This is a genomic window from Mycoavidus sp. B2-EB (assembly GCF_014218255.1).
GTDB lineage: Bacteria > Pseudomonadota > Gammaproteobacteria > Burkholderiales > Burkholderiaceae > Mycoavidus.
The window spans coordinates 1,100,789-1,121,567 of the sequence record NZ_AP021872.1; the positions used below are offsets into that span (position 1 = coordinate 1,100,789).

At 50.9% G+C, this 20,779-nt stretch carries 13 protein-coding genes; 3 read left to right on the top strand and 10 right to left on the bottom strand.

All coding sequences use genetic code 11. The annotated features are described in order from the left end of the window. Nucleotides 1–103 precede the first annotated feature (103 nt). Complete coding sequence (locus MPB2EB_RS04920) at nucleotides 104–961, top strand: sulfurtransferase (RefSeq protein WP_185181259.1); 858 nt, start codon at nucleotides 104–106, stop codon at nucleotides 959–961. A gap of 31 nt (nucleotides 962–992) precedes the next feature. Here MPB2EB_RS04920 and MPB2EB_RS04925 read toward each other — a convergent pair whose 3' ends face one another. From MPB2EB_RS04925 to ispD, 5 genes are all read right to left on the bottom strand, one after another. After that, the gene (locus MPB2EB_RS04925; protein ID WP_185181260.1) at nucleotides 993–2,435 is read right to left on the bottom strand and encodes a DEAD/DEAH box helicase; all 1,443 of its coding nucleotides are present in this window, start codon (nucleotides 2,433–2,435) and stop codon (nucleotides 993–995) included. Nucleotides 2,436–2,530: 95 nt separating this feature from the next. Further along, complete coding sequence (gene typA / locus MPB2EB_RS04930; RefSeq protein WP_185181261.1) at nucleotides 2,531–4,357, bottom strand: translational GTPase TypA; 1,827 nt, start codon at nucleotides 4,355–4,357, stop codon at nucleotides 2,531–2,533. A 297-nt stretch (nucleotides 4,358–4,654) separates the two neighbouring features. Next, entirely contained in the window at nucleotides 4,655–7,252 is a 2,598-nt protein-coding gene (gene clpB, locus MPB2EB_RS04935; RefSeq protein WP_185181262.1) for an ATP-dependent chaperone ClpB, read from the bottom strand. 54 nt (nucleotides 7,253–7,306) lie between these two features. Further along, a complete protein-coding gene (gene ispF, locus MPB2EB_RS04940; protein WP_185181263.1) occupies nucleotides 7,307–7,786 on the bottom strand; it encodes a 2-C-methyl-D-erythritol 2,4-cyclodiphosphate synthase in 480 nt (159 codons plus the stop codon). Between the two features lie 17 nt (nucleotides 7,787–7,803). After that, a complete protein-coding gene (ispD, locus tag MPB2EB_RS04945; RefSeq protein WP_185182666.1) occupies nucleotides 7,804–8,532 on the bottom strand; it encodes a 2-C-methyl-D-erythritol 4-phosphate cytidylyltransferase in 729 nt (242 codons plus the stop codon). A 117-nt stretch (nucleotides 8,533–8,649) separates the two neighbouring features. On the opposite strand from ispD, the gene mfd reads away from it, so the two are divergent. Next, nucleotides 8,650–12,114 carry a transcription-repair coupling factor gene (gene mfd, locus MPB2EB_RS04950; RefSeq protein ID WP_185181264.1) on the top strand — a complete coding sequence of 1,155 codons (3,465 nt, stop codon included), beginning with the start codon at nucleotides 8,650–8,652 and terminating at the stop codon, nucleotides 12,112–12,114. Nucleotides 12,115–12,204: 90 nt separating this feature from the next. On the opposite strand, the gene kdpE is transcribed toward mfd, so the two are convergent. Together kdpE and MPB2EB_RS04960 are read right to left on the bottom strand one after the other, a co-directional pair. Then, nucleotides 12,205–12,903, bottom strand: coding sequence for a two-component system response regulator KdpE (gene kdpE / locus MPB2EB_RS04955; RefSeq protein WP_185181265.1), 699 nt, complete (start codon nucleotides 12,901–12,903; stop codon nucleotides 12,205–12,207). Next, a complete protein-coding gene (locus MPB2EB_RS04960; protein WP_185182667.1) occupies nucleotides 12,903–13,349 on the bottom strand; it encodes an ATP-binding protein in 447 nt (148 codons plus the stop codon). The genes kdpE and MPB2EB_RS04960 overlap by 1 nt, the downstream gene beginning before the upstream one ends. A gap of 78 nt (nucleotides 13,350–13,427) precedes the next feature. Here MPB2EB_RS04960 and MPB2EB_RS04965 point away from each other — a divergent pair, with 78 nt between their 5' ends. After that, entirely contained in the window at nucleotides 13,428–14,876 is a 1,449-nt protein-coding gene (locus MPB2EB_RS04965) for an IS4 family transposase (protein ID WP_185181187.1), read from the top strand. Here the strand turns inward: MPB2EB_RS04965 and MPB2EB_RS04970 are convergent. The 3 genes from MPB2EB_RS04970 to kdpC are packed head-to-tail and all read right to left on the bottom strand — an operon-like array spanning nucleotide 14,820 to nucleotide 20,765. Continuing rightward, complete coding sequence (locus MPB2EB_RS04970; protein WP_185181266.1) at nucleotides 14,820–17,255, bottom strand: DUF4118 domain-containing protein; 2,436 nt, start codon at nucleotides 17,253–17,255, stop codon at nucleotides 14,820–14,822. The two genes, MPB2EB_RS04965 and MPB2EB_RS04970, sit on opposite strands and share 57 nt — an antisense overlap. 33 nt (nucleotides 17,256–17,288) lie before the next feature. Next, a complete protein-coding gene (locus MPB2EB_RS04975; RefSeq protein WP_185181267.1) occupies nucleotides 17,289–20,153 on the bottom strand; it encodes a hypothetical protein in 2,865 nt (954 codons plus the stop codon). Between the two features lie 33 nt (nucleotides 20,154–20,186). Then, nucleotides 20,187–20,765 carry a potassium-transporting ATPase subunit KdpC gene (gene kdpC, locus MPB2EB_RS04980; RefSeq protein WP_185181268.1) on the bottom strand — a complete coding sequence of 193 codons (579 nt, stop codon included), beginning with the start codon at nucleotides 20,763–20,765 and terminating at the stop codon, nucleotides 20,187–20,189. Between the last annotated feature and the right edge of the window lie 14 nt (nucleotides 20,766–20,779).

Sequence of the window (20,779 nt, forward strand, 5' to 3'; positions counted from 1 at the left end):
TTTTTTGTCAGGCTAAAATTCACTTTTAGCAAACAACTTGGCAACATGAGACAATGCTAAGTTCTGCTTACAACAAAACACACTACACTTACTTGTCCGTGTCATGAATTCGATTGTTAATCTCGCCGCTTACCGTTTTTTCACACTCAACTCCCCTGCCGAATGGCGTGCGCCGATGCGCGCACGTTGCGATGAGCTCAGCCTGCGCGGCACTATTTTGCTGGCGCCTGAAGGGATCAATTTATTTGTCGCGGGTACCCGTGCTGCGGCTGATGCCTTTATACACTGGCTACGCACGGATCCGCTGTTTGCCGGTCATTTAACGGATTTACAGTTCAAAGAAAGCATCAGCGCTAAACAGCCATTTCGGCGGATGCTGGTTAGATTGAAAAAAGAAATCATCACCATGCACTCCCCCGCAATCCAGCCAGGCCAGGCCCGTGCCCCTGAAGTGAGCGCGCAAACGCTTAAAAAATGGCTTGACCGTGGGCAAGACGATAACGGCCGCCCAGTGGTGATGCTGGATACACGGAATGGATTCGAAACAGATGTCGGTACGTTTGCTGACGCATTAGATTACCGGCTTACAAAATTCAGTGAATTCCCTGCTGCGATCGAAGCGCATCGTGAGGATTTCACTGGCAAAACCGTCGTGTCTTTTTGTACCGGCGGGATTCGCTGCGAAAAAGCTGCATTACATATGCAAAATATTGGCATTGAATCGGTCTATCAACTGGATGGCGGGATCCTCAAATATTTCGAGGAAGTCGGGGGTGCGCATTATAACGGCGATTGTTTTGTATTTGATCAGCGCACCGCTTTAAATCCAGAGCTTAAGCCAACAGCCATGCTACAGTGCTTTGGCTGCCGCGCAGTGCTCACGCCAGAAGACCAACGCTCGCCCTATTATGTGCCTGGTGAACACTGCCAGCACTGCTATCCTAGGCGGGCCGCTGCGTAGCGAAATACCGTCCCCCCCTTCCCTGGGCGCTTTACTGGTTCGCCTTAGGCTTATAAGACATGCCGCCTAGCAGGGCGGCTAACGGGCGCTTTGGTGCTGCTTTGGGAAGATGATTCGTGCGGGCGCTGTCTGACACTTCCGGATTAGCTTGCGGGATGGGGTTAGCAGGTTGGTAAGGTTTACTGAAAAAATCGTCTAGCTCCACCGTTTGCGCAGATCGTTTACCGGTTGCGTGACGCGCGGAAGAGGGATGATCTCGGTGACGCGTACGACTTGATGTACGTGCTGTTTCAAGCATCAGCGGCTCACGCTCAAGCGCGCGCTTAATGAGTTTCTCAATATCGGCTAAGTGCTTAGATTCATGTGGGCTACACAATGAAAGCGCCTCCCCAGATGCCCCCGCCCGGCCAGTACGGCCAATTCGGTGCACATAATCTTCTGCACTAAAAGGCAAATCAAAATTAATCACGGCAGGTAGCTCAGCAATATCCAAGCCACGCGCAGCTACATCCGTAGCCACCAGCACTTCGAGGGCGCCCTGCTTGAACGCATCAAGCGCTTGCATCCGCTCATTCTGGGTTTTATCGCCATGAATGGCGGCGGCAATGATCCCTTCGCGCTCTAGTTGCCCCGCCAGCCGGCTCGCACCGATTTTGCTATTGCAAAAAACAATCGCTTGCTTTAAACCACGCTGGCGAATTAACTGGACTACCGCTGCCTGCTTATCGCCTTCTGCCACTTCGTAGACAATCTGGCGGACATTGGTAGCGGTTGAGTTGCGTTGCGCGACTTCGATTGTAACTGGGCTCTGCAAATAGCTGGCGGCTAATTTTTTGATTTCATTGGAAAAGGTCGCAGAAAAAAGCAGAGTCTGCCGCTCACGTGGCAAAAGGTTTGAGATGCGCTGTAAATCAGGCAAGAACCCCATATCCAACATTCGATCTGCCTCGTCCAGCACCAGTATTTGGACGTGGTCCAATTGAACGTTTTTTTGCTGTACATGATCCAACAGGCGCCCAGGTGTAGCAATCAAAATCTCGACGCCACGCCGTAATTCAGCCGCTTGCGGATGCAGATCCATGCCACCAAATACGACGGTACTGCGTAATGCCGTGTGTTCGGCATAGGTCCACACATTTTTAGCGACTTGGTCGGCTAACTCACGTGTAGGAGTTAATACCAATGCGCGCACTGGATGCCGTGCTGGAGAAGCGCTGGTATTTGCATACGGCACAAGCCGTTGGATCATCGGCAATGAAAAGCCCGCGGTTTTGCCCGTACCCGTTTGCGCCACGCCCATCACATCGTGGCCCGCGAGAATCACTGGGATTGCCTGCGCCTGAATCGGTGTTGGCGTAGTGTAACCTTGCCCAGCCAATGCCTTTAGAATATCGGCGTGGAGGCCAAAATGGTCAAAACACGGCAGATCCTCGGCATGGGTTTTAGACGCGGACGAAATAAGTGTTTCAGACATAATGGCGTTTATTTAAAGTAACAGCAGACATCGCACCATAAGTTGGCGGCAGCCCATCCGGATTGCATCTATCACAAAAATAGATCTCAGGGTTCTCACGCAACGGCACTTCCGCGCTCTGCTCGCCGCCGCTCATTTTCTTTTAAGCAGCGTTTACGTAAACGGATAGACTGCGGGGTAATTTCCACCAGTTCGTCGTCTGAAATAAATTCAACTGCATATTCGAGAGAAAGTTGAATCGGCGTGGTGAGGTCAATATGCTCATCCTTACCTGAAGCGCGGACATTCGTGAGTTTCTTTTCACGAATTGGATTCACCACCAAATCATTATCGCGGCTATGAATCCCAATAATCATTCCTTCGTATAAAGCATCGCCAGGGCGCACAAACATACGGCCACGTTCTTGTAATTTCCAGAGTGCATACGCCACTGCTGCGCCGTCATCTTGCGAAATCAAAACCCCATTACGGCGCTCGCCAATCGTGCCTTCACGCAATGGCGCGTAGGCATCAAAAATATGGCTGATCAAGCCGGTGCCTCGCGTGAGCGTTAGAAATTCACTCTGTAAGCCAATTAACCCCCGCGCCGGCACACGATACTCAAGGCGCGTACGGCCCTGCCCATCCGATGCCATATCCAATAGCTCTCCCTTGCGGCGGCCAATCTCTTCCATCACCCCACCTTGGTGGCTATCTTCAACATCTACCGTGAGTAGCTCAAGGGGCTCGTGCATGACGCCATCTATTTCACGCAATACCACGCGTGGCCGCGACACAGCTAATTCATAGCCTTCGCGCCGCATATTTTCAAGCAAAATGGTTAAATGGAGTTCACCCCGGCCGGAGACTTCAAAAACGGTTTCATCAGCCGTGTCTTTCACGCGCAATGCAACGTTGTGATTGAGTTCGCGCATCAACCGCTCACGCAATTGCCGACTGGTGACGAATTTACCTTCACGCCCGGCCAGGGGGGACGTATTCACGCAAAAATTCATGGTTAAGGTTGGCTCGTCTACGTTAATGATCGGCAACCCTTCTGGTTGGGCCGGATCGCATAGCGTTGCGCCAATCCCGATATCCTCAATGCCATTGATCAGCACAATATCACCCGCTTGTGCGCTATCTACATTGACGCGCTCAAGCCCTTTGAATTTTTGGATCTGGTTGATTTTGCGATTCAGGGCCGCGCCCTCCGGGCCCATGACTAAGGCCACGGCCTGGCCTACCCGTAGTGTGCCACGCGCAATCCGGCCAATCCCAATGCGCCCGACATACGTTGAATAATCGAGCGAAGAAATTTGCAATTGCAACGGACCATCTGGATCATCTGCGCGCACCGGCACATAACGCAAAATCTCATCTAGCAGCACCCGCATATCGCCGGAGCGTACATGTTCGTCAAGACCGGCATAGCCATTCAGACCAGAAGCATAAATCACGGGGAAATCTAATTGTTCTTCAGTCGCACCGAGTTTGTCGAATAGATCAAAAGTTTGATTCACGACCCATTCGGCACGCGCACCAGGCCGATCGATTTTATTCACAACTACAATCGGTTTCAGGCCTTGCGCCAGCGCTTTTCTAGTCACGAAGCGGGTTTGCGGCATAGGGCCTTCAACTGCGTCAACAAGCAGCAGTACGCCATCAACCATCGACAATACACGCTCAACCTCACCACCAAAATCGGCGTGACCCGGCGTATCTACAATATTGATATGAGTGCCAGCGTATTCAATCGCGCAATTCTTGGAGAAAATCGTGATACCTCGCTCTTTCTCAATAGCATTTGAATCCATGACCCGTTCGATAATGATTTGGTTTTCTCGAAACGTGCCAGATTGGCCGAGTAGCTGATCAACTAAAGTGGTTTTGCCATGATCAACGTGAGCGATAATGGCGATATTGCGAAGCGCGCGGGTCATAAGATATTCTAGAAGGGAAAAGCCAAAGCGTGTCAGCGTGTACTTACTAGCACTACCGCATCTGCTTGCTTAAAAGCCCTATATCTTAGCACATAATAGATATGGCTCATGGCGAGTTCCCTCGGAACGCCGGGCTACTGCATGAAGCCCCGTGTAAATCAAAGGGTTGCGTAAGTCATCGGCTTCCTTGCGACTTGACTCAATGCGCCTCTATCACCTCTCGATATAGGTAATTGAAGAAGAAACGGCCATTTATAAAATGGCCGTTTCCTTAATCAGACAGTCCTATATAGTCGGCTAACCTTGCCCTTGCTCAAACACTAATTGCCCATCTTGATAATCGACCGGAATCAGATCTTTCGGGCCAACTTTTCCTGAAAGGATTAATTTTGCAATCGGGTTTTCAATTTCCTGCTGAATTGCCCGCTTCAATGGGCGCGCCCCGAATAACGGATCATAGCCGACTTTGCTGATGTGTTTCAGCGCTGCGTCAGAGATATCAAATTGCATATCGAGCTTAGCTAGGCGCTCCGTCAAGTTAGCCAATTGAACTTTCGCAATCGACTCAATCTGCGCGCGATCCAAGCCATGGAAAACCACCACTTCATCGATCCGATTTAGAAATTCGGGTTTGAAATATTGTTTGACCTCCGTCCAGACTGCCTCGCGCACGCTCTGATGAGATGCATCAACCATCGATTGAATCAGCTGCGAGCCTAAATTAGAAGTCATCACAATCACGGTATTTTTGAAATCAACCGTGCGCCCTTGCCCATCTGTCATACGGCCATCGTCTAGCACTTGCAATAGCACATTGAAAACGTCAGCATGCGCTTTTTCAATTTCATCCAGCAAAATAACGCTATAAGGTTTGCGCCGAACCGCTTCCGTTAGATAGCCGCCTTCTTCATAACCGACATAACCGGGTGGCGCGCCAATCAGCCTGGCCACGCTATGCTTTTCCATAAATTCGCTCATGTCGATGCGAATCAAATGCTCCTGTGAGTCAAATAAGAAAGCGGCAAGTGCTTTGCATAACTCGGTTTTACCAACCCCCGTTGGCCCAAGGAATAAAAAGGAGCCGTAAGGCCGCCCTGGATCCGACAAACCCGCTCGCGAGCGTCTGATAGCATCGGCCACCGCACGAATCGCCTCATCCTGACCGATGACGCGCTCGTGTAGCTTGGCTTCGATATGCATCAGCTTGTCTCGTTCGCCTTGCATCATGCGCGCAACTGGAATCCCCGTAGCGCGTGAGACGACCTCGGCAACTTCTTCTGCGCCAACTTGCGTACGCAATAACTGCGGGCGAGCGACGGCATGCCCTGTTTCAGTTTCAGCTTGGCTCACTTGTTTAAGCTGCGCCTCAAGCTGAGGCAGTTCGCCATATTGAAGTTGCGCCACTTGATCCAACTTACCCTCGCGCTGCAAACGCACGATCTCAGCGCGGGTGCGCTCAATTTTTTCTTTGAGCTGCGCACTCCCTTGCACCGCGGCTTTTTCGGCATTCCAAATTTCTTCAAGATCAGCATATTCCTTGCCCAGCCGATCAATTTCCGCTTCGATCAGTTGCCAGCGCTTTTGCGAGGCTTCATCAGGTTCTTTTTTAACCGCTTCGCGCTCAATTTTTAATTGGATCAGTCGACGTTCGAGCCGGTCCATGGACTCCGGCTTGGAATCAATTTCCATTTTGATTTTGGCCGCGGCTTCATCGATTAAATCAATCGCTTTATCCGGCAGAAAACGGTCCGTGATATAGCGCTGCGAAAGCTCAGCAGCCGCCACAATGGCGGGGTCAGTAATTTGAATCCCGTGATGCAATTCGTACTTTTCTTGCAGGCCCCGCAAAATTGCGATGGTGGCTTCTACCGTAGGCTCGTCAACTTGTACCTTCTGAAAACGGCGCTCCAACGCTGCGTCTTTTTCGATATATTTCCGATATTCATCTAGCGTGGTGGCGCCAATGCAATGCAGCTCGCCACGCGCTAGCGCAGGCTTAAGCATATTGCCTGCATCAAGCGCCCCTTCAGACTTGCCAGCGCCCACCACGGTATGGATTTCATCGATAAAAACGATGGTCTGGCCTTCGTCTTTTGCCACATCGTTGAGCACGGCTTTGAGTCGCTCTTCAAATTCACCGCGGTATTTGGCACCTGCCAAAAGCGCCGCCAGATCGAGCGATAAAACGCGCTTATTTTTGAGCGACTCAGGGACTTCGCCATTGACAATGCGTTGCGCCAAACCCTCGACAATCGCGGTCTTGCCCACCCCAGGCTCGCCAATTAAGACCGGATTATTTTTTGTGCGGCGCTGTAAAATTTGGATTGAACGACGAATTTCGTCATCGCGGCCAATCACCGGATCAAGCTTGCCAGCCCGCGCGCGCTCAGTGAGATCTAGCGTGTATTTTTTAAGCGCTTCGCGTTGGCTTTCCGCTTCAGGGTTACGGACTGCTTCACCGCCACGCACGGCGGCAATCGCGGCTTCTAGCGCCTTGCGCGTTAGGCCGTGCTGACGCACCAGTTGGCCAATTGCATTCTTATCGTCAGCCAGCGCCAGTAAAAACATTTCGCTAGCAATATAGCTATCGCCGGCTTTTTGCGCTTCTTTATCGGTTTGATTCAAAAGGCCCATAAGATCACGACTCAGTTGTACGTTACCATCGGTACCCTGAACTTTGGGAAGATGCTCAAGCGCGCTACTGAGTGCTTGCTGCAATGCTGAAAGCTGCACTCCCGCATGCGCCAACAATGAACGCGCCGCGCTATCTGGCTGCTCGAGGAGCGCCAACAGCAAATGCGCTGGCTCAATATATTGATTATCGTTGCCAACCGCAAGGCTTTGCGCATCAGCCAGCGCTTGCTGCAACTTGGTAGTGAATTTATCGATTCTCATGAAAAGCCTCTAGCTTGGTTACAGCACCTCAGATTAGGGTCAGGCACGAGTTTTTCAAGTCTGGCCGAGCAAGACCACTGCTTGCGCGCAAATCCCCTCGCTACGCCCAAGAAAACCCAGTTTTTCGTTAGTTTTTGCTTTGACATTCACACACTCAAGCGGCACCCCCAGATCCGCCGCCAGATTAGCGCACATTCCAGAAATATAAGGCGCTAGCTTAGGGGCTTGCGCAATCACTGTACTATCTACATTCACCACGGTATAACCCGCCGCGCGCACTCGATAGAGGGTCTCGCGCAGCAACATGCGGCTATCTGCGTTCCCAAATTGCGGATCGGTATCGGGGAAATGCCGCCCAATATCGCCCAGCGCCGCCGCGCCTAACAGCGCATCAATCACCGCATGAAGGAGTACATCCGCATCCGAATGGCCGAGCAAGCCACGCTCGCAGGGTATCCGCACGCCACCAATAATCAGCGGCCGCTCTGGCACCAACTCGTGGATATCATAGCCTTGTCCAATCCGAAATTTCATGATGAATCCCCTTTTTGCTAGGTCTTTTGATGACTGAGCATGGCTTCCATGACCTCGAAATCATCTGGATAAGTGACTTTAAAATTACGCAGACTCCCTTGCACTAGCTTAGGCGAATATCCTAGCCATTCAAAGGCGCTTGCCTCATCGGTTAGTATATGCCCTTCTTGCTGCGCTCGCACCAGCACCTCGCGTAGCATTCCCACTCTAAACATTTGCGGTGTCTGCGCCAGCCATAAATCTGCGCGCGCTTCAGTGCGCATAATAGAAGGTACGAGCGGTACCGCTCCAGCGTCAAGCTCAAGCGCCTGGCGTTTTAAAGTATCGGCCAATGGCAAGGCGATGATGCCCCCTACCGGGTCATCCCGCACAGTACGAATCAGCAAACGGATCAATTCTGGCTGGATGCCTGCCCGCGCAGCATCGTGCACTAATACCCAATCATTTACGCGCGCGCCAAATTCCGCCAATGCATTTAAGCCGTTGAGCACCGATTCTTGGCGACTCTCGCCGCCACAACGGCGTACCGCAAAACGCAAACCACTAAAATGACGCGAATCAAAATGTGCATCGTCACGCGCCAATACGACAAGTGTCTGAGTTAACTCAGAACAGGCATCAAAGGCCGCGAGTGTGTGATAAAGCAAATGGTGACCGGCCACGATCCGATACTGCTTTGGCAATTGAGTGCCTGCCCGTTGCCCCACGCCAGCACAAGGGATCACTACAAAAAGACGTTCCCGCAGCGCCACTTTACGCCCCACCCAAATAAAAAAATAGATTCAGCTTTTATAATAGCTCCCTTTACGTCGGCGGTTGCACAAAAACTCGCCCCGCTTTTTTGTATTATGCCTTGTCGCCCTATGCCTGAAAACCTTACGCCCGCTTCCTCTCATGCGCCTAGTTTAGTTAAAACGGGGCAACGCTTTGTCTTTGATGGCGCCTCAGGCTCCTCAGATGCACTCGCACTCGCGCGTTATTTCACCGCCTATCGCACGCAGCTCCCCTTACTGGTCGTCTTCTGCGCCCTCGCCACCGATGCTCAACGACTGCAGCATGAAATCGCTTACTTCGCGCCAGAAGCGCGCGTACGCCTTTTGCCGGACTGGGAAACCCTGCCTTATGATGCTTTTTCGCCACATCAAGATTTAGTTTCAGCTCGGCTCGCCACCCTACATGATGTCAGCGCAGGCCATTGCGATATTGTGCTGGTGCCCGCCACGACCGCCCTCTACCGCATGGCGCCCCCATCGTTTATGGCCGCCTACACCTTTAAATTTACACAAGGTGAGCCGCTAGACATTGCACAACTTAAAGCTCAATTCATTCTTGCTGGCTATGAACACGTCAATCAGGTTATGCGGCCGGGTGAATATTGTGTGCGTGGCGGACTGATTGATCTCTTTCCAATGGGCTCGGCCTTACCTTACCGGCTTGATTTATTTGATAATCAAATTGATTCAATCCGTGCGTTTGATCCCGATACGCAACGCAGCCTCTATCCAGTGCCTGAGGTCAAGCTCTTGCCGGGCCGCGAATTCCCATTCGATGAACCCGCCCGCACGGCCTTTCGCAGCCGTTGGCGCGAACTATTTGATGGCGATCCAAGCCGAGTTCCACTCTATAAAGACATTGGCGTTGGTATACCAAGCGCAGGGATCGAATATTATTTACCCCTTTTTTTTGACGCAACAGCCACGCTTTTTGATTATTTACCGCCCACGGCTCATCTAGCCTTTATCGGCGATCTAGATACGGCCATCAAGCAATTCGCCAGCGATACCAAACAGCGCTACGCGTTTTTATCCCATCATCGAGAACGGCCCATTCTCGAACCTACGCGCCTGTTTATTTCAGATGAAGATTTTTTTATCCTAGCTAAACCTTTTGCTCGTCTGATTCTGACTCCGCCAGTTGCCAACCAGCCGCCACGCAATCGCTGGGCAGAACCCTTACCGGCCCTTTCGATCAACCGTCAAGCTAGCGACCCCGTCGCCATGCTGCGTAGCTGGTTAGCCACCCCATCACCCCGCGTATTAATCACCGCTGAATCTGCTGGACGGCGGGAAACTATCCTGCAAATGTTGAGCGAACATTCGCTCAAACCTGCGCTGTTGGATTCCTTTGACGCTTTTACCCAGGCTGAAGCAGTACGCTTTGCGCTCACAACCGCTCCACTCGCGGCGGGCTTTGCATTACCCGCAGAAAATATCGCTATCGTCACCGAGACGGAACTTTACGGCGGACTGGTGCGCCGCGTCGGGCGCCGCCGGCAAGAGCAGGCGAGCAATGTCGATGCCATGGTACGCGATTTGTCCGAACTTAAAATTGGCGAACCTGTCGTGCATAGCCAACATGGAATTGGACGTTATCACGGGCTAGCGTCAATGGATTTAGGCGAGGGTGAAACCGAATTTTTACACCTTGAATATGCCGCCAATAGCACGCTTTATGTGCCGGTTTCGCAATTACATGTAATTTCGCGCTATAGCGGCGCTCAACCAGAACAGGCCCCCCTGCATGCGCTCGGCTCCGGCCAGTGGGATAAGGCAAAACGCAAAGCCGCACAGCAAATCCGCGACACCGCAGCCGAATTACTGAATTTATACGCGCGCCGCGCCGCGCGCGAAGGACATGTTTTTTCGCTCTCGCCCAATGACTATGAACGCTTTGCGCAAAGCTTTGGCTTTGAAGAAACGCCAGACCAAGCAGCCGCCATCGCGGCTGTGATGGCCGATATGACCAGCGGCAAACCCATGGATCGGCTGGTGTGCGGCGACGTTGGTTTTGGCAAAACAGAAGTTGCATTACGCGCGGCCTTTATCGCAGTGCTGGATGGTAAACAAGTCGCGCTACTCGCGCCTACAACCCTGCTTGCCGAGCAGCATTTCCAGACTTTTTCCGATCGCTTTGCGGATTGGCCGGTGCGCATTGCTGAGCTATCACGCTTTAAAACGGCGCAAGAAATTACTCAAGCCATCAACGCACTCAATGCTGGCACCCTCGACATTGTGATTGGCACGCACAAATTACTCTCGCCGCAAATCAATTTCAAACAACTCGGGCTCGTGATTATCGATGAAGAACATCGTTTTGGCGTACGCCAAAAAGAAGCCCTCAAAACCTTACGCGCGCAAGTCGATATACTGACGCTCACCGCAACCCCGATCCCCCGCACGCTAGGCATGGCGCTCGAAGGATTACGCGATTTTTCAGTGATTGCTACTGCCCCCCAAAAACGGCTCGCCATTAAAACTTTTGTACGGCGCGAAGACCACGGCACAATCCGAGAGGCCATGCTACGCGAGCTTAAACGCGGCGGCCAAATTTATTTTCTACATAATGAAGTTGAAACCATCCATCAACGCCGCTTAATGCTCGAAGAGCTCATGCCCGAAGCCCGCATCGCCGTAGCGCATGGGCAGATGCATGAACGTGAGCTAGAGCGCGTCATGCGCGACTTTGTCGCACAACGCGCCAATGTACTGCTTTGCACCACCATCATCGAAACCGGCATTGACGTACCCAGCGCCAATACCATTTTGATGCACCGTGCTGATAAATTCGGCTTAGCCCAATTGCATCAGTTACGAGGCCGAGTGGGCCGCTCCCACCATCAAGCCTACGCTTATTTATTGGTGCATGATCCAGAAGCATTAACTAAACAGGCAGCGCGTCGGCTTGAAGCGATTCAACAAATGGAAGAATTAGGCTCAGGCTTTTATCTCGCCATGCATGACCTTGAAATCCGCGGCACCGGAGAAGTGCTGGGCGACAAACAGTCGGGAGAAATTCACGAAATTGGTTTTCAACTTTACACGGAGATGCTGCATGATGCAGTGAATGCGCTCAAAGCAGGCAAAGAGCCTGACCTAAGCGCGCCACTTGCAGCTGCAACCGATATTAACTTGCATGTTCCAGCACTTCTACCAGAAAATTATTGTGGCGATGTGCAACAACGACTCTCCCTATATAAACGCCTGGCCGGCTGCACTACTGACGACCAAATTGATGCCATCCATGAAGAGTTGATCGATCGTTTTGGCCAACTCCCACCCCCTGCCCAAGCGCTCATTGAAACGCACCGACTACGCATTGTCGCCAAAACACTTGGCATTGTAAAAATCGATATGTCAGAAAGCATCGTCACACTACTATTTGGCCCTAATCCTTCGGTCAATCCGGCTTGTATCATTGCATTGGTGCAAAAACATCGTCATATAAAACTGATGGGGCAAGACAAGCTGCGGATTGAAACTCAGGCGCAGGATTTGTCTGCACGGATTGCAGCCCTTAAGGGGACATTACGTATGTTGACGTCAGTTTAGATGTGCGCTTCACAGACATCGTTTCAATACATCAAAAAATTGCTCGATCTCCCAGCAAGATCGATACTACTCAATCCACTCCATCTTTCTCTAATCCACCCCAACTAACCGATACCCCACCCCAGTTTCCGTCATAATGTGCTCAGGCTGCGCCGGATCGCGCTCTAATTTTTGGCGCAAATGTCCCATATAGATCCGCAAATAGTGATGGCTTTCGATATGAGAGGGCCCCCATACCTCGCGCAATAGTTGACGATGCGTCAGCACACGCCCAGCATGGCGAATTAGCGTTGTGATAAGGCGGTATTCAAGCGGCGTGAGATGGATCACCTCACCCGCGCGTTTAACTTGCCGCAGTGCCAACTCAACCGTAATTAAGCCAAATGTCACGGTAGCCGCCAAATTTGCCTCGGCGCGGCTATACCGACGTAAATGCGCGCGTATTCTAGCCAATAGCTCAGATACGCCAAAGGGTTTAGTCAAGTAATCATCCGCCCCCGCATCCAGCGCTGCGACTTTTTCAAGTTCTTGCGTTCGTGCGGACAATACGATGATTGGCAGCTCACTCCAACTACGCAATTCTCGAATCACATCTAAGCCATCCATATCCGGTAGCCCAAGGTCGACAATAATCAGCCCAGGATGGCGCGTGGCGGCAGCAATCAACCCTTGCTGTCCAGTATTCGCCTCATGCACCACCATCCCTTCCGCTTCAAGCGAAATCCGCACAAAACGACAAATCGATTTTTCGTCTTCGATTAATACAATGTGAATCGCAGACTCGGTCATTATCTTGCTCCTTGCCACTTGGCTGCATCTGCTGTATCACTAGAGAGTCCAATTTCTTCCGCGACAGAGTCAGATATTTCAAGCGGTAATGTAAACCAGAAACGGGCACCGCTGGGTTGCGTTGAATCTTTGGTTTTATAAAGATTTTCAGCCCCTACCTTACCTTGATGAGCTTCCACAATAGAGCGACAAATCGCCAGGCCCAGGCCAACCCCAGGCTGGGTTGACTCCTTTTCGCCACGTGTGAATTTTTCGAAGAGATGTGTTTCCATTCCCGGTGGTAGGCCCAGTCCCTGATCGTCAAGCATCACACGCACCATGGACTGGCCATGCTCCACGATGGAAATTGCACTCATTTCAAGCCGCGTTCCGCGCGGTGTGTACTTAGCGGCATTTTCCAATAGATTCACGAGTAAACGCTCAATTAACCTTTCAATTACCCACAGATTTAACGCGTTTAAAGCCTGTTAACAATGATCGAGTTCTGTTAACGTCATTGCTCGTACAGATGATGAGACCTATGGATGTTAAAAAGAAAGCGTGGCAAAGATAGCAGGGTAGGAAAGAGTGAAGATCAGAAATGGTTTGAAGAGGAGATAGGACAGAATAAGTTCCGCGATGAACGCCTTACGAAGAGATTTAGGCTGGTCCTAGAGCGTTTGTGGTCTTACGTTGGTCAGAGTATTCCGATGGCCTTTCAGGACTGGAGTAACACGAAAGCAGCCTACCGGTTTTTTTCGAATGCTAAAGTGAGCGAACAGGAAATCCTAAGTGGGCATTACGAAGCAACTCAAAAGCGGTTTGAAGCCTCAAGAGGCCCCATATTAGTATTGCAGGATACGACCGAATTCTCATATAAACGAGAGCATCCGGAGTGGATAGGCGCGACGCGTGAAGTTGCAGGTCGCAAAGACCAGATGGGGAAGAACATCAAATATACGGTGTGTGGGATTTTGATGCATTCGAGTCTGCTGGTTACCACACAAGGTGTTCCACTGGGGTTGGCAGCAATCAAATTCTGGACGCGCAAGAAGTTCAAGGGGACCAGGGCCCTCAAGTGTAAAATTAATCCAACACGCATTCCGATCGAAGAGAAGGAAAGTTATCGGTGGCTCGAGAATTTGCGGCAATCCACCGCATTGCTTAGCGATCCCCAGCGGTGTGTCCATGTAGGTGATCGCGAAAGCGACATTTACGAACTCTTCTGTTTAGCGCAAGAGCTCCAAACAAATTTCTTGGTTCGGACCTGTGTGGATCGGCTCGCAACAGATGGGAAGCATACGATCTCGCAAGAAATGGAAGAGGTTCGCGTTAATGGAATACATCGAATTACGGTTCGAGACTCTAAGGGTAAGGAGCATCGAGCTGTGCTGGAGCTTCGATATCATCGCATAAAGGTGTTGCCTCCCATCGGCAAACAGCGTCGTTACCCGCCTTTGCATCTGACGGTGATTCATGCATTTGAACGGGACGCACCTGCAAGCAGAGAGCCTATTGAATGGAAGTTGATCACCAATTTATCCGTGACTTCTCGCAAGCAAGCTATTGAAAAATTGGACTGGTATGCACTACGCTGGAAAATAGAGGTATTCCACAAAGTCCTCAAATCAGGCTGTAAGGCTGAAGAGTCCAAGCTGCGTACAGCTGAGCGGCTAGTCAATCTCATTTCTATATTCTGTGTCGTGAGTTGGCGTATCTTCTGGATGACTATGCTACATCGAGCTGCGCCAGATATATCGGCTGAAATCGCGCTGACGCCTTCTGAAATGCAGCGGCTTGATCAATTGGTCAAAGATAAGCCGAAAAATGTAAATGCCAATCCTCTTACACGGTACATCATTAAGCTAGCTCAACTAGGGGGCTATCTAGCTCGAACCGGTGATCCTCCTCCTGGTAACACCGTTATCTGGCGTGGGTTACGAAAACTTATTGATATACAGATCGGTTTTGAACTCGCTCATAATTGTGGGTAATTGCAAGTCAATTAACACTGCATCCAGTTTCAGCAGAGGCAAATTAGGCGGTAGTTGCACTTGAGTTAAATGTCCAGCCAGCAAATGACGGCACTGATGCAAGGCGCTGCCAATCACTTCTTCGAGCATCAGCCACTGGCGATTGAGTTGAATCTCGCCGGCCTGCAAACGCGCCATATCCAGCAAATTCGTGACCAGCCGATTCATTGCGAGCGCCTCATCGTGAATCGCTACAATCAGCTCAGTATGGGTGGCGCGCTCTATCGACTTAGACATTAACATTGAGGCAAAACCCACAATTGAAGTGAGCGGCGTGCGCAAATCGTGCGAAATTGCGGCAAGGAGTGCGTTACGCATCCGCTCTGACTCCATCGAGACTAACGCATCTTGCGCGACTTCAACATAATGCACTCGCTCTAGAGCTAATGCGACCTGCGCTGTTAGAGTATCGAGCAATTGCTTCTGCTCAGGCGCACTGAGCTGCTGCTGAGGAATCAGCGCCAACACGCCGCGTGTGCGCATGGGAGCTCTGAGCGGCAAATAAAGCGCTGGCGCCGCCCTTAAGGTATCTGTGCCTTGCCCTGCTGCTTGCGCCTGATGATAGGCCCACTGCGCAATGCCAAGATCAATCTGCCCCTCGTCTAAGTTCCAGGGCGGATTCGGCTTTTCAATTTTTTGACACACTCTATCTAGACTATCTGGCAGCAAAATCGAGATCTTGGCTTGAAAAATCTCACTAATATGGCGACTGCCAATTTCAATAATCTGTTCTGTCGTCAGTGCTGCCGCCAACTCACGGGTCATTGCATACAGCGTGCTTGTACGCTGTTCGCGATACGTGGCAATGCGCGCTTCGCGCCGCAAGTTAGAGGTCAAATGACTGATCACCAGCGAAGTCACTAGCAGTCCTAAAAAGGTGAGTAGATATTCTGCATCTGACACAGCTAAAGAAAAACGGGGTGACACAAAAAAGAAATCGAAAGCAACTACACTTAAAAATGAAGCGAATATACCTGGCCCACGCCCCAGTCGAGCTGCAGCAAAAATTACGCCAAGCAAGTAAAGCATGGCCAAATTGGTCAAATCAATATGCACTAAAAAAGCCGTGGCTAGCCACGTAATCAAAGCGCAAATCGCCCCGGCTTTCAAATAACGATGCCAGATAAAATGGCTTGAGGGCGCTGCGGATTTCTTATTGGTGCATAGAGTGTGCCGAGGAAAATTTAAAGTAGCGGGCACCTCTTTGGCATCTGTCGCGATTAATATCACATCGATATCTGCAGCCTGTCGCAGCAACTTCATGCCCAATGGTTGGCTTAATCTATTTGCTAAGCGAGTACGAAGCGGTGCGCCCACCACAAATTTTGACACATTGCGTAGCCGTGCATAAGCGGTGAGTTGAGCTGCTATGTCGGTGCCATTCGGCGTCACGGTTTCCGCCCCCAATTCTTGCGCCAATTTGAGCGCAGCAAAGATGCGGGTCCGTTGCGCGTCACCTAGCCGCTGCAATTTTGGGGTTTCGACGTAAGCTGCAATCCAATCCGCCTTCAAAGCAGTGGCAAGGCGCGCCGCTGCGCGCACTAAATTGAGGTTTTCTGGGCCAGGCCCAAGGCAAACTAGAAGCCGCTCACGCGCTTGCCAGACAGATTGGATTGAACGATCCGCGCGATACTCGCGCATCTGCGCATCCACGCGATCAGCGGTGCGCCGCAATGCGAGTTCACGCAGCGCAATTAGATTGCCTTTACGGAAAAAATGTTGCGTCGCCCGCTCCGCCTGTTGTGGCAAATACACTTTGCCATCGCGCAAACGCATCAGCAACTCTTCCACCGGCAAATCAACCAGCATCACTTCTTCAGCCAAATCGAATATATGATCAGGCACGATTTCGCGCACTTGAATACCCGTGATGCGGCCCACGATATCGTTTAAACTGCCCAGATGCTGAACGTTAATCGTAGTGTCTACATCAATGCCTGCTTCCAATAATTCGCAAACATCTTGCCAGCGTTTTAAATGGCGCGCACCCGCCACATTGGTATGGGCCAGTTCATCCACTAAGATTAAAGCCGGCTTACGCAAGAGCGCTACATCTAGATCAAATTCAGATAATAAGCGCCCGTGCTGGGTCAATTTTTGACGTGGCAGCACCTCTAAGCCGGCCAGCAAGTCATTCGTTTCAGCCCGGCCATGGGTCTCTACAATACCGACCACCACATCCTCGCCTTCCGCTTGACGGCAACGTGCAGCCTTTAACATTGCACACGTTTTACCAACGCCAGCACAGGCGCCAAAAAAAATTTTAAGTCGGCCGCGCCGCCGTTTTTCTGCGCTACGTTGCAGTTTATCCAGCAGCTCATCTGGATCAGGTCTTTCCACACCATCCTCCCTGGTTCTCTCGATTGATTTCGCTTAATTATCAGTATGCACGTTGGACTGACGCGCACTTAACTCATCTAGACCTTGTTTAAATAAAGCTGAAAAAGGCGTTAAAAGGTCTCTAGGCAAGACCAGTGAAGGCTCTAACTTAGGCTCAGCCCGACTAAGCTGCGCAATTCGTGCGCGAAACATCCGCGCCGTCGCGTCATCCCAGCGCAGCGCCCCAACTCCGGTTGCACAGGTCGCACGCTGAGCCGTTAGGCCCCATGAAAAACCTTGCGCCTGTTGGTGCGCTACCGTTTGCTCAGAATAGAGCCCTGACGGCAACCAGTGAGTCTCATCGTTGAGGATCTCCGTAGCGCATTGCCGATAGTGATCAATTTGATTTTGCAATGCAACGTTAACCCTTTGCTCGGAAGCACGCGCCAGCTGCACCTCTAAGAAATTCACTAATGCCTGGAGCCCATCAAGCTGTTTTACCGCCAGTGGCTCCATTTGCCAGCGCTCGACCAACGCACAATGCGGCTGATTTGATGCAAGCTGTTGAGCGATAAATGCATCTAATTTTTTTCCGCGCTCGGTGGACTGCCATTCTGGCGTGTTTAAAAGCATTTTCTTTATCTTATAAAGATCAGAATAAGTGACCTCGCGTAGCATCAGCTCTGGAATGTAACCGGATTCATCTCGCGTCATTGAATAGGTTGTAGAGACACCCGCTTTAAAAAATTCGACGCCAGCACTATACAGTGGATTCAACGGCAAGCTCAGCGCTAAAGGCTGCTCTCTTTCACCATTGACAGACAGATCTGGGTTAGCCAGCGCGGCTGATAAGGCGGCGGAAAGACTCACCCCACTTTCTATGCTGAAGGTCTCGTTACGGAGTCGCCCACTGTGATCTTGCTGATGACGCTGCACAAATGGATCATAGCTTATGCCGACTGAAGAAGTCGCGCTTAAACGAGGCGGCAATGCGGCACGGCCGAGATCAACACGTCCACTCAAAAACAAAGAGCCGCTCAAGTTAACCCCTGAACTTTTGACCGCGCGCCAAGCGATTGAAAGATTTGAGTCAAAAAAACGGTCGACAAAGGCATCCCACAAATCGCTTTCGTCAAGCTCGACTTGGCTCGCGCGCGCTATTTCATGCACCAAAAAGTCTGTTAGAGCGGCCATTTCAGCACGCCAATCGGCAGATTTGAATTGAGCTGGGCGGCTGGCAAAGCGATCTGGCATTTGCAGGCTTACCCCAGTAAAATGAGAAAACTGGCCACTTACGCTTACGTCAAAACCACTGCCTAGCAAAAACCCGGGTATCGTCAGCCCAGCCATCGTTGCGACCCCAGCTCCCCCTTTATATTGGTTTTCAGCGCCAAACTCGAGGACTCCTCCAGCTGGCTGCGCACCGATTTTAAATAGGCCATGCCGGCCTTTCAGAGCAGTTAGGTAGGGAGTGATCGACCAGACTCCTTGATTCATCGAAAGCCCGGCATTATCCAGGCCACCATTTGCGCCATCGGTAAAAATCACCTGGTTATCGCTCTGCATGCGTTGCACCAATACGCTTAAGGTCTCTTGTAGTCTGGCTGAAAAAGTTTTTTGATTGGATCTTTGATTCTCATCAAATAAATGTTTGACCATCGGCTTAAACGGGGTTTTATCTTTGCCCAACAGATTCCGTATTTTAGAAACCGCCGTTTTCGGCTTACGTTTCTGCACACGTTGCGCCCAGCGCCCCACCATTTTGTGCCAGCGCCCTCGCATACGCGATAAATCGGTATGCCGGCCATCTTGCAAAAACCCTTGACACCAACTGAAATATGCATTTTTTTCTTGCCGCTTAAGTCCAGCTTGCTCTGCATGCGGCTCAAGCCATAATTTTTGGGCCGCGCTCAGCGCTGACTTTGCGAGCACATCAGACTCTTTACTCATCTTAAAATGACGCGTGCGCAAATAATCTCCCGTTTGCAAAAAAATCGCCAACGCCTGTGCGCGGCGCTGTTGCATTTGTAAACCTTCAACTTGAGCGGAATTGCGTTCACCTGCTTTCACAGCAAACAGTGCATTATGAGATGGGAGGATTTTTTCCAATGCGCGCAAACCCTCTGGTGCACGCGATAACGCCTGAGCAGTATGCCAAATCGCACGGGTTACTTTAGCATCTTGCTGATGAAAATGATCGGTGTCCAGCTCCAAGATCCCTTTTTGCTTAAGCTGTTTTAATACTTGAGTCGCCAACTCAATATCACCTTGCGCCCCCTCAGCTAACGCTTCTACCAAGAAAGTCCGGGCCGCGAATGGCAACCCAACATCTTCCCTCTCATTAGGCCAGATTTCATGCAATATATCGCCTAGTGCTGGGACCTGGCGACCGTCAATTTTTACCTGAAATAACTGGCTCAGATGCGCTAACCAAGCCGTCTTAATTAGCATGGCATCAAGCCGAATTTGCGCTGCACAATGCGCTATTTTTTTATCAGTACGGGAACCATCCTTGCTACGCAAGAACGCCGGCCGCGTTTGCAATGTACCTACAAATGGCGCAACCTTACTTTTAAACGTACTAGGTTGTTTAAACTCAAAATTTAAATCTTCCGTATTTGAAGCAGCATCATGACGCGTCGTTTCCGGTTTCTGGAGGACGAATTGAATCGGATTATGGGGCGCGGATTGGCGAGTTTTAGTTTGAGTATGAAGGCCGGGCCCAACCGTTTTATTGATGCTAATTAGCTGAAAACGGTTGGCCCATTGCTGGATTTTTTTAGGATATGCACAGAATCGCTTTAACGCTTGAGAAATCCGCGCTGCCGGCGGCGTAGTCAAGCTTGTGGAACATCCCTTCTCTTCGACACCCCTCACGCCAGACGAGGATTGACCTAAATTAGTTAAAAACTTAACCACAATAACCATCCCATCGTAGCTTAGCGCTTAAAGTTACTGCATTTTTTTCTCGTCCAGAGCCAAATTCAACAGCAATACATTAACCCGTGCTTCCCCGAATAGGCCAAACTGCCGCGCCTGAGTATGGTGCAGAATCAACTGCTCGACCTCGGCTAATGACATATGGCGCGCCCGTGCCACCCGAGGCGCCTGATATTGAGCGGCAGCCAGGCTAATGTCTGGATCTAAACCACTGGCTGAGGCGGTCACCAAATCAATCGGTACCGGTTGGGTCTGCTGCGGATCACTGGCACGCAATTTAGCGATCCGTTCCTTCACTCCATTCGCTAGCGCAGGATGCGTTGGTCCCCAATTGGAACCACTTGATGACTGAGCATCATAGGGAACAGATGCTGTCGCCGAAGGACGTCCCCAAAAATAGTGAGCAGCATCAAAATGCTGGCCAATTAATTGGGAGCCCACGACTTTGCCATCACGATACAGCAAGCTACCCTCCACTTGCGATGGAAACGCCAAACGCCCCAACCCGGTGACCACGGCTGGATACAAAACCCCCGTTAACACAGTGAGGGCAGCAAACAAAACGAATAAAGGACGAAATAAATTTTTCATGATGGCTTCCATTC

What these genes read in the sequence shown, in the direction of transcription:
- MPB2EB_RS04920 (WP_185181259.1), top strand. Translation starts at nt 104, where the DNA reads ATGAATTCGATTGTTAATCTCGCCGCTTACCGTTTTTTCACACTCAAC.
- clpB (WP_185181262.1), bottom strand. Translation starts at nt 7,252, where the DNA reads ATGAGAATCGATAAATTCACTACCAAGTTGCAGCAAGCGCTGGCTGAT.
- MPB2EB_RS04925 (WP_185181260.1), bottom strand. Translation starts at nt 2,435, where the DNA reads ATGTCTGAAACACTTATTTCGTCCGCGTCTAAAACCCATGCCGAGGAT.
- ispF (WP_185181263.1), bottom strand. Translation starts at nt 7,786, where the DNA reads ATGAAATTTCGGATTGGACAAGGCTATGATATCCACGAGTTGGTGCCA.
- MPB2EB_RS04965 (WP_185181187.1), top strand. Translation starts at nt 13,428, where the DNA reads ATGTTAAAAAGAAAGCGTGGCAAAGATAGCAGGGTAGGAAAGAGTGAA.
- mfd (WP_185181264.1), top strand. Translation starts at nt 8,650, where the DNA reads ATGCCTGAAAACCTTACGCCCGCTTCCTCTCATGCGCCTAGTTTAGTT.
- kdpE (WP_185181265.1), bottom strand. Translation starts at nt 12,903, where the DNA reads ATGACCGAGTCTGCGATTCACATTGTATTAATCGAAGACGAAAAATCG.
- kdpC (WP_185181268.1), bottom strand. Translation starts at nt 20,765, where the DNA reads ATGAAAAATTTATTTCGTCCTTTATTCGTTTTGTTTGCTGCCCTCACT.
- typA (WP_185181261.1), bottom strand. Translation starts at nt 4,357, where the DNA reads ATGACCCGCGCGCTTCGCAATATCGCCATTATCGCTCACGTTGATCAT.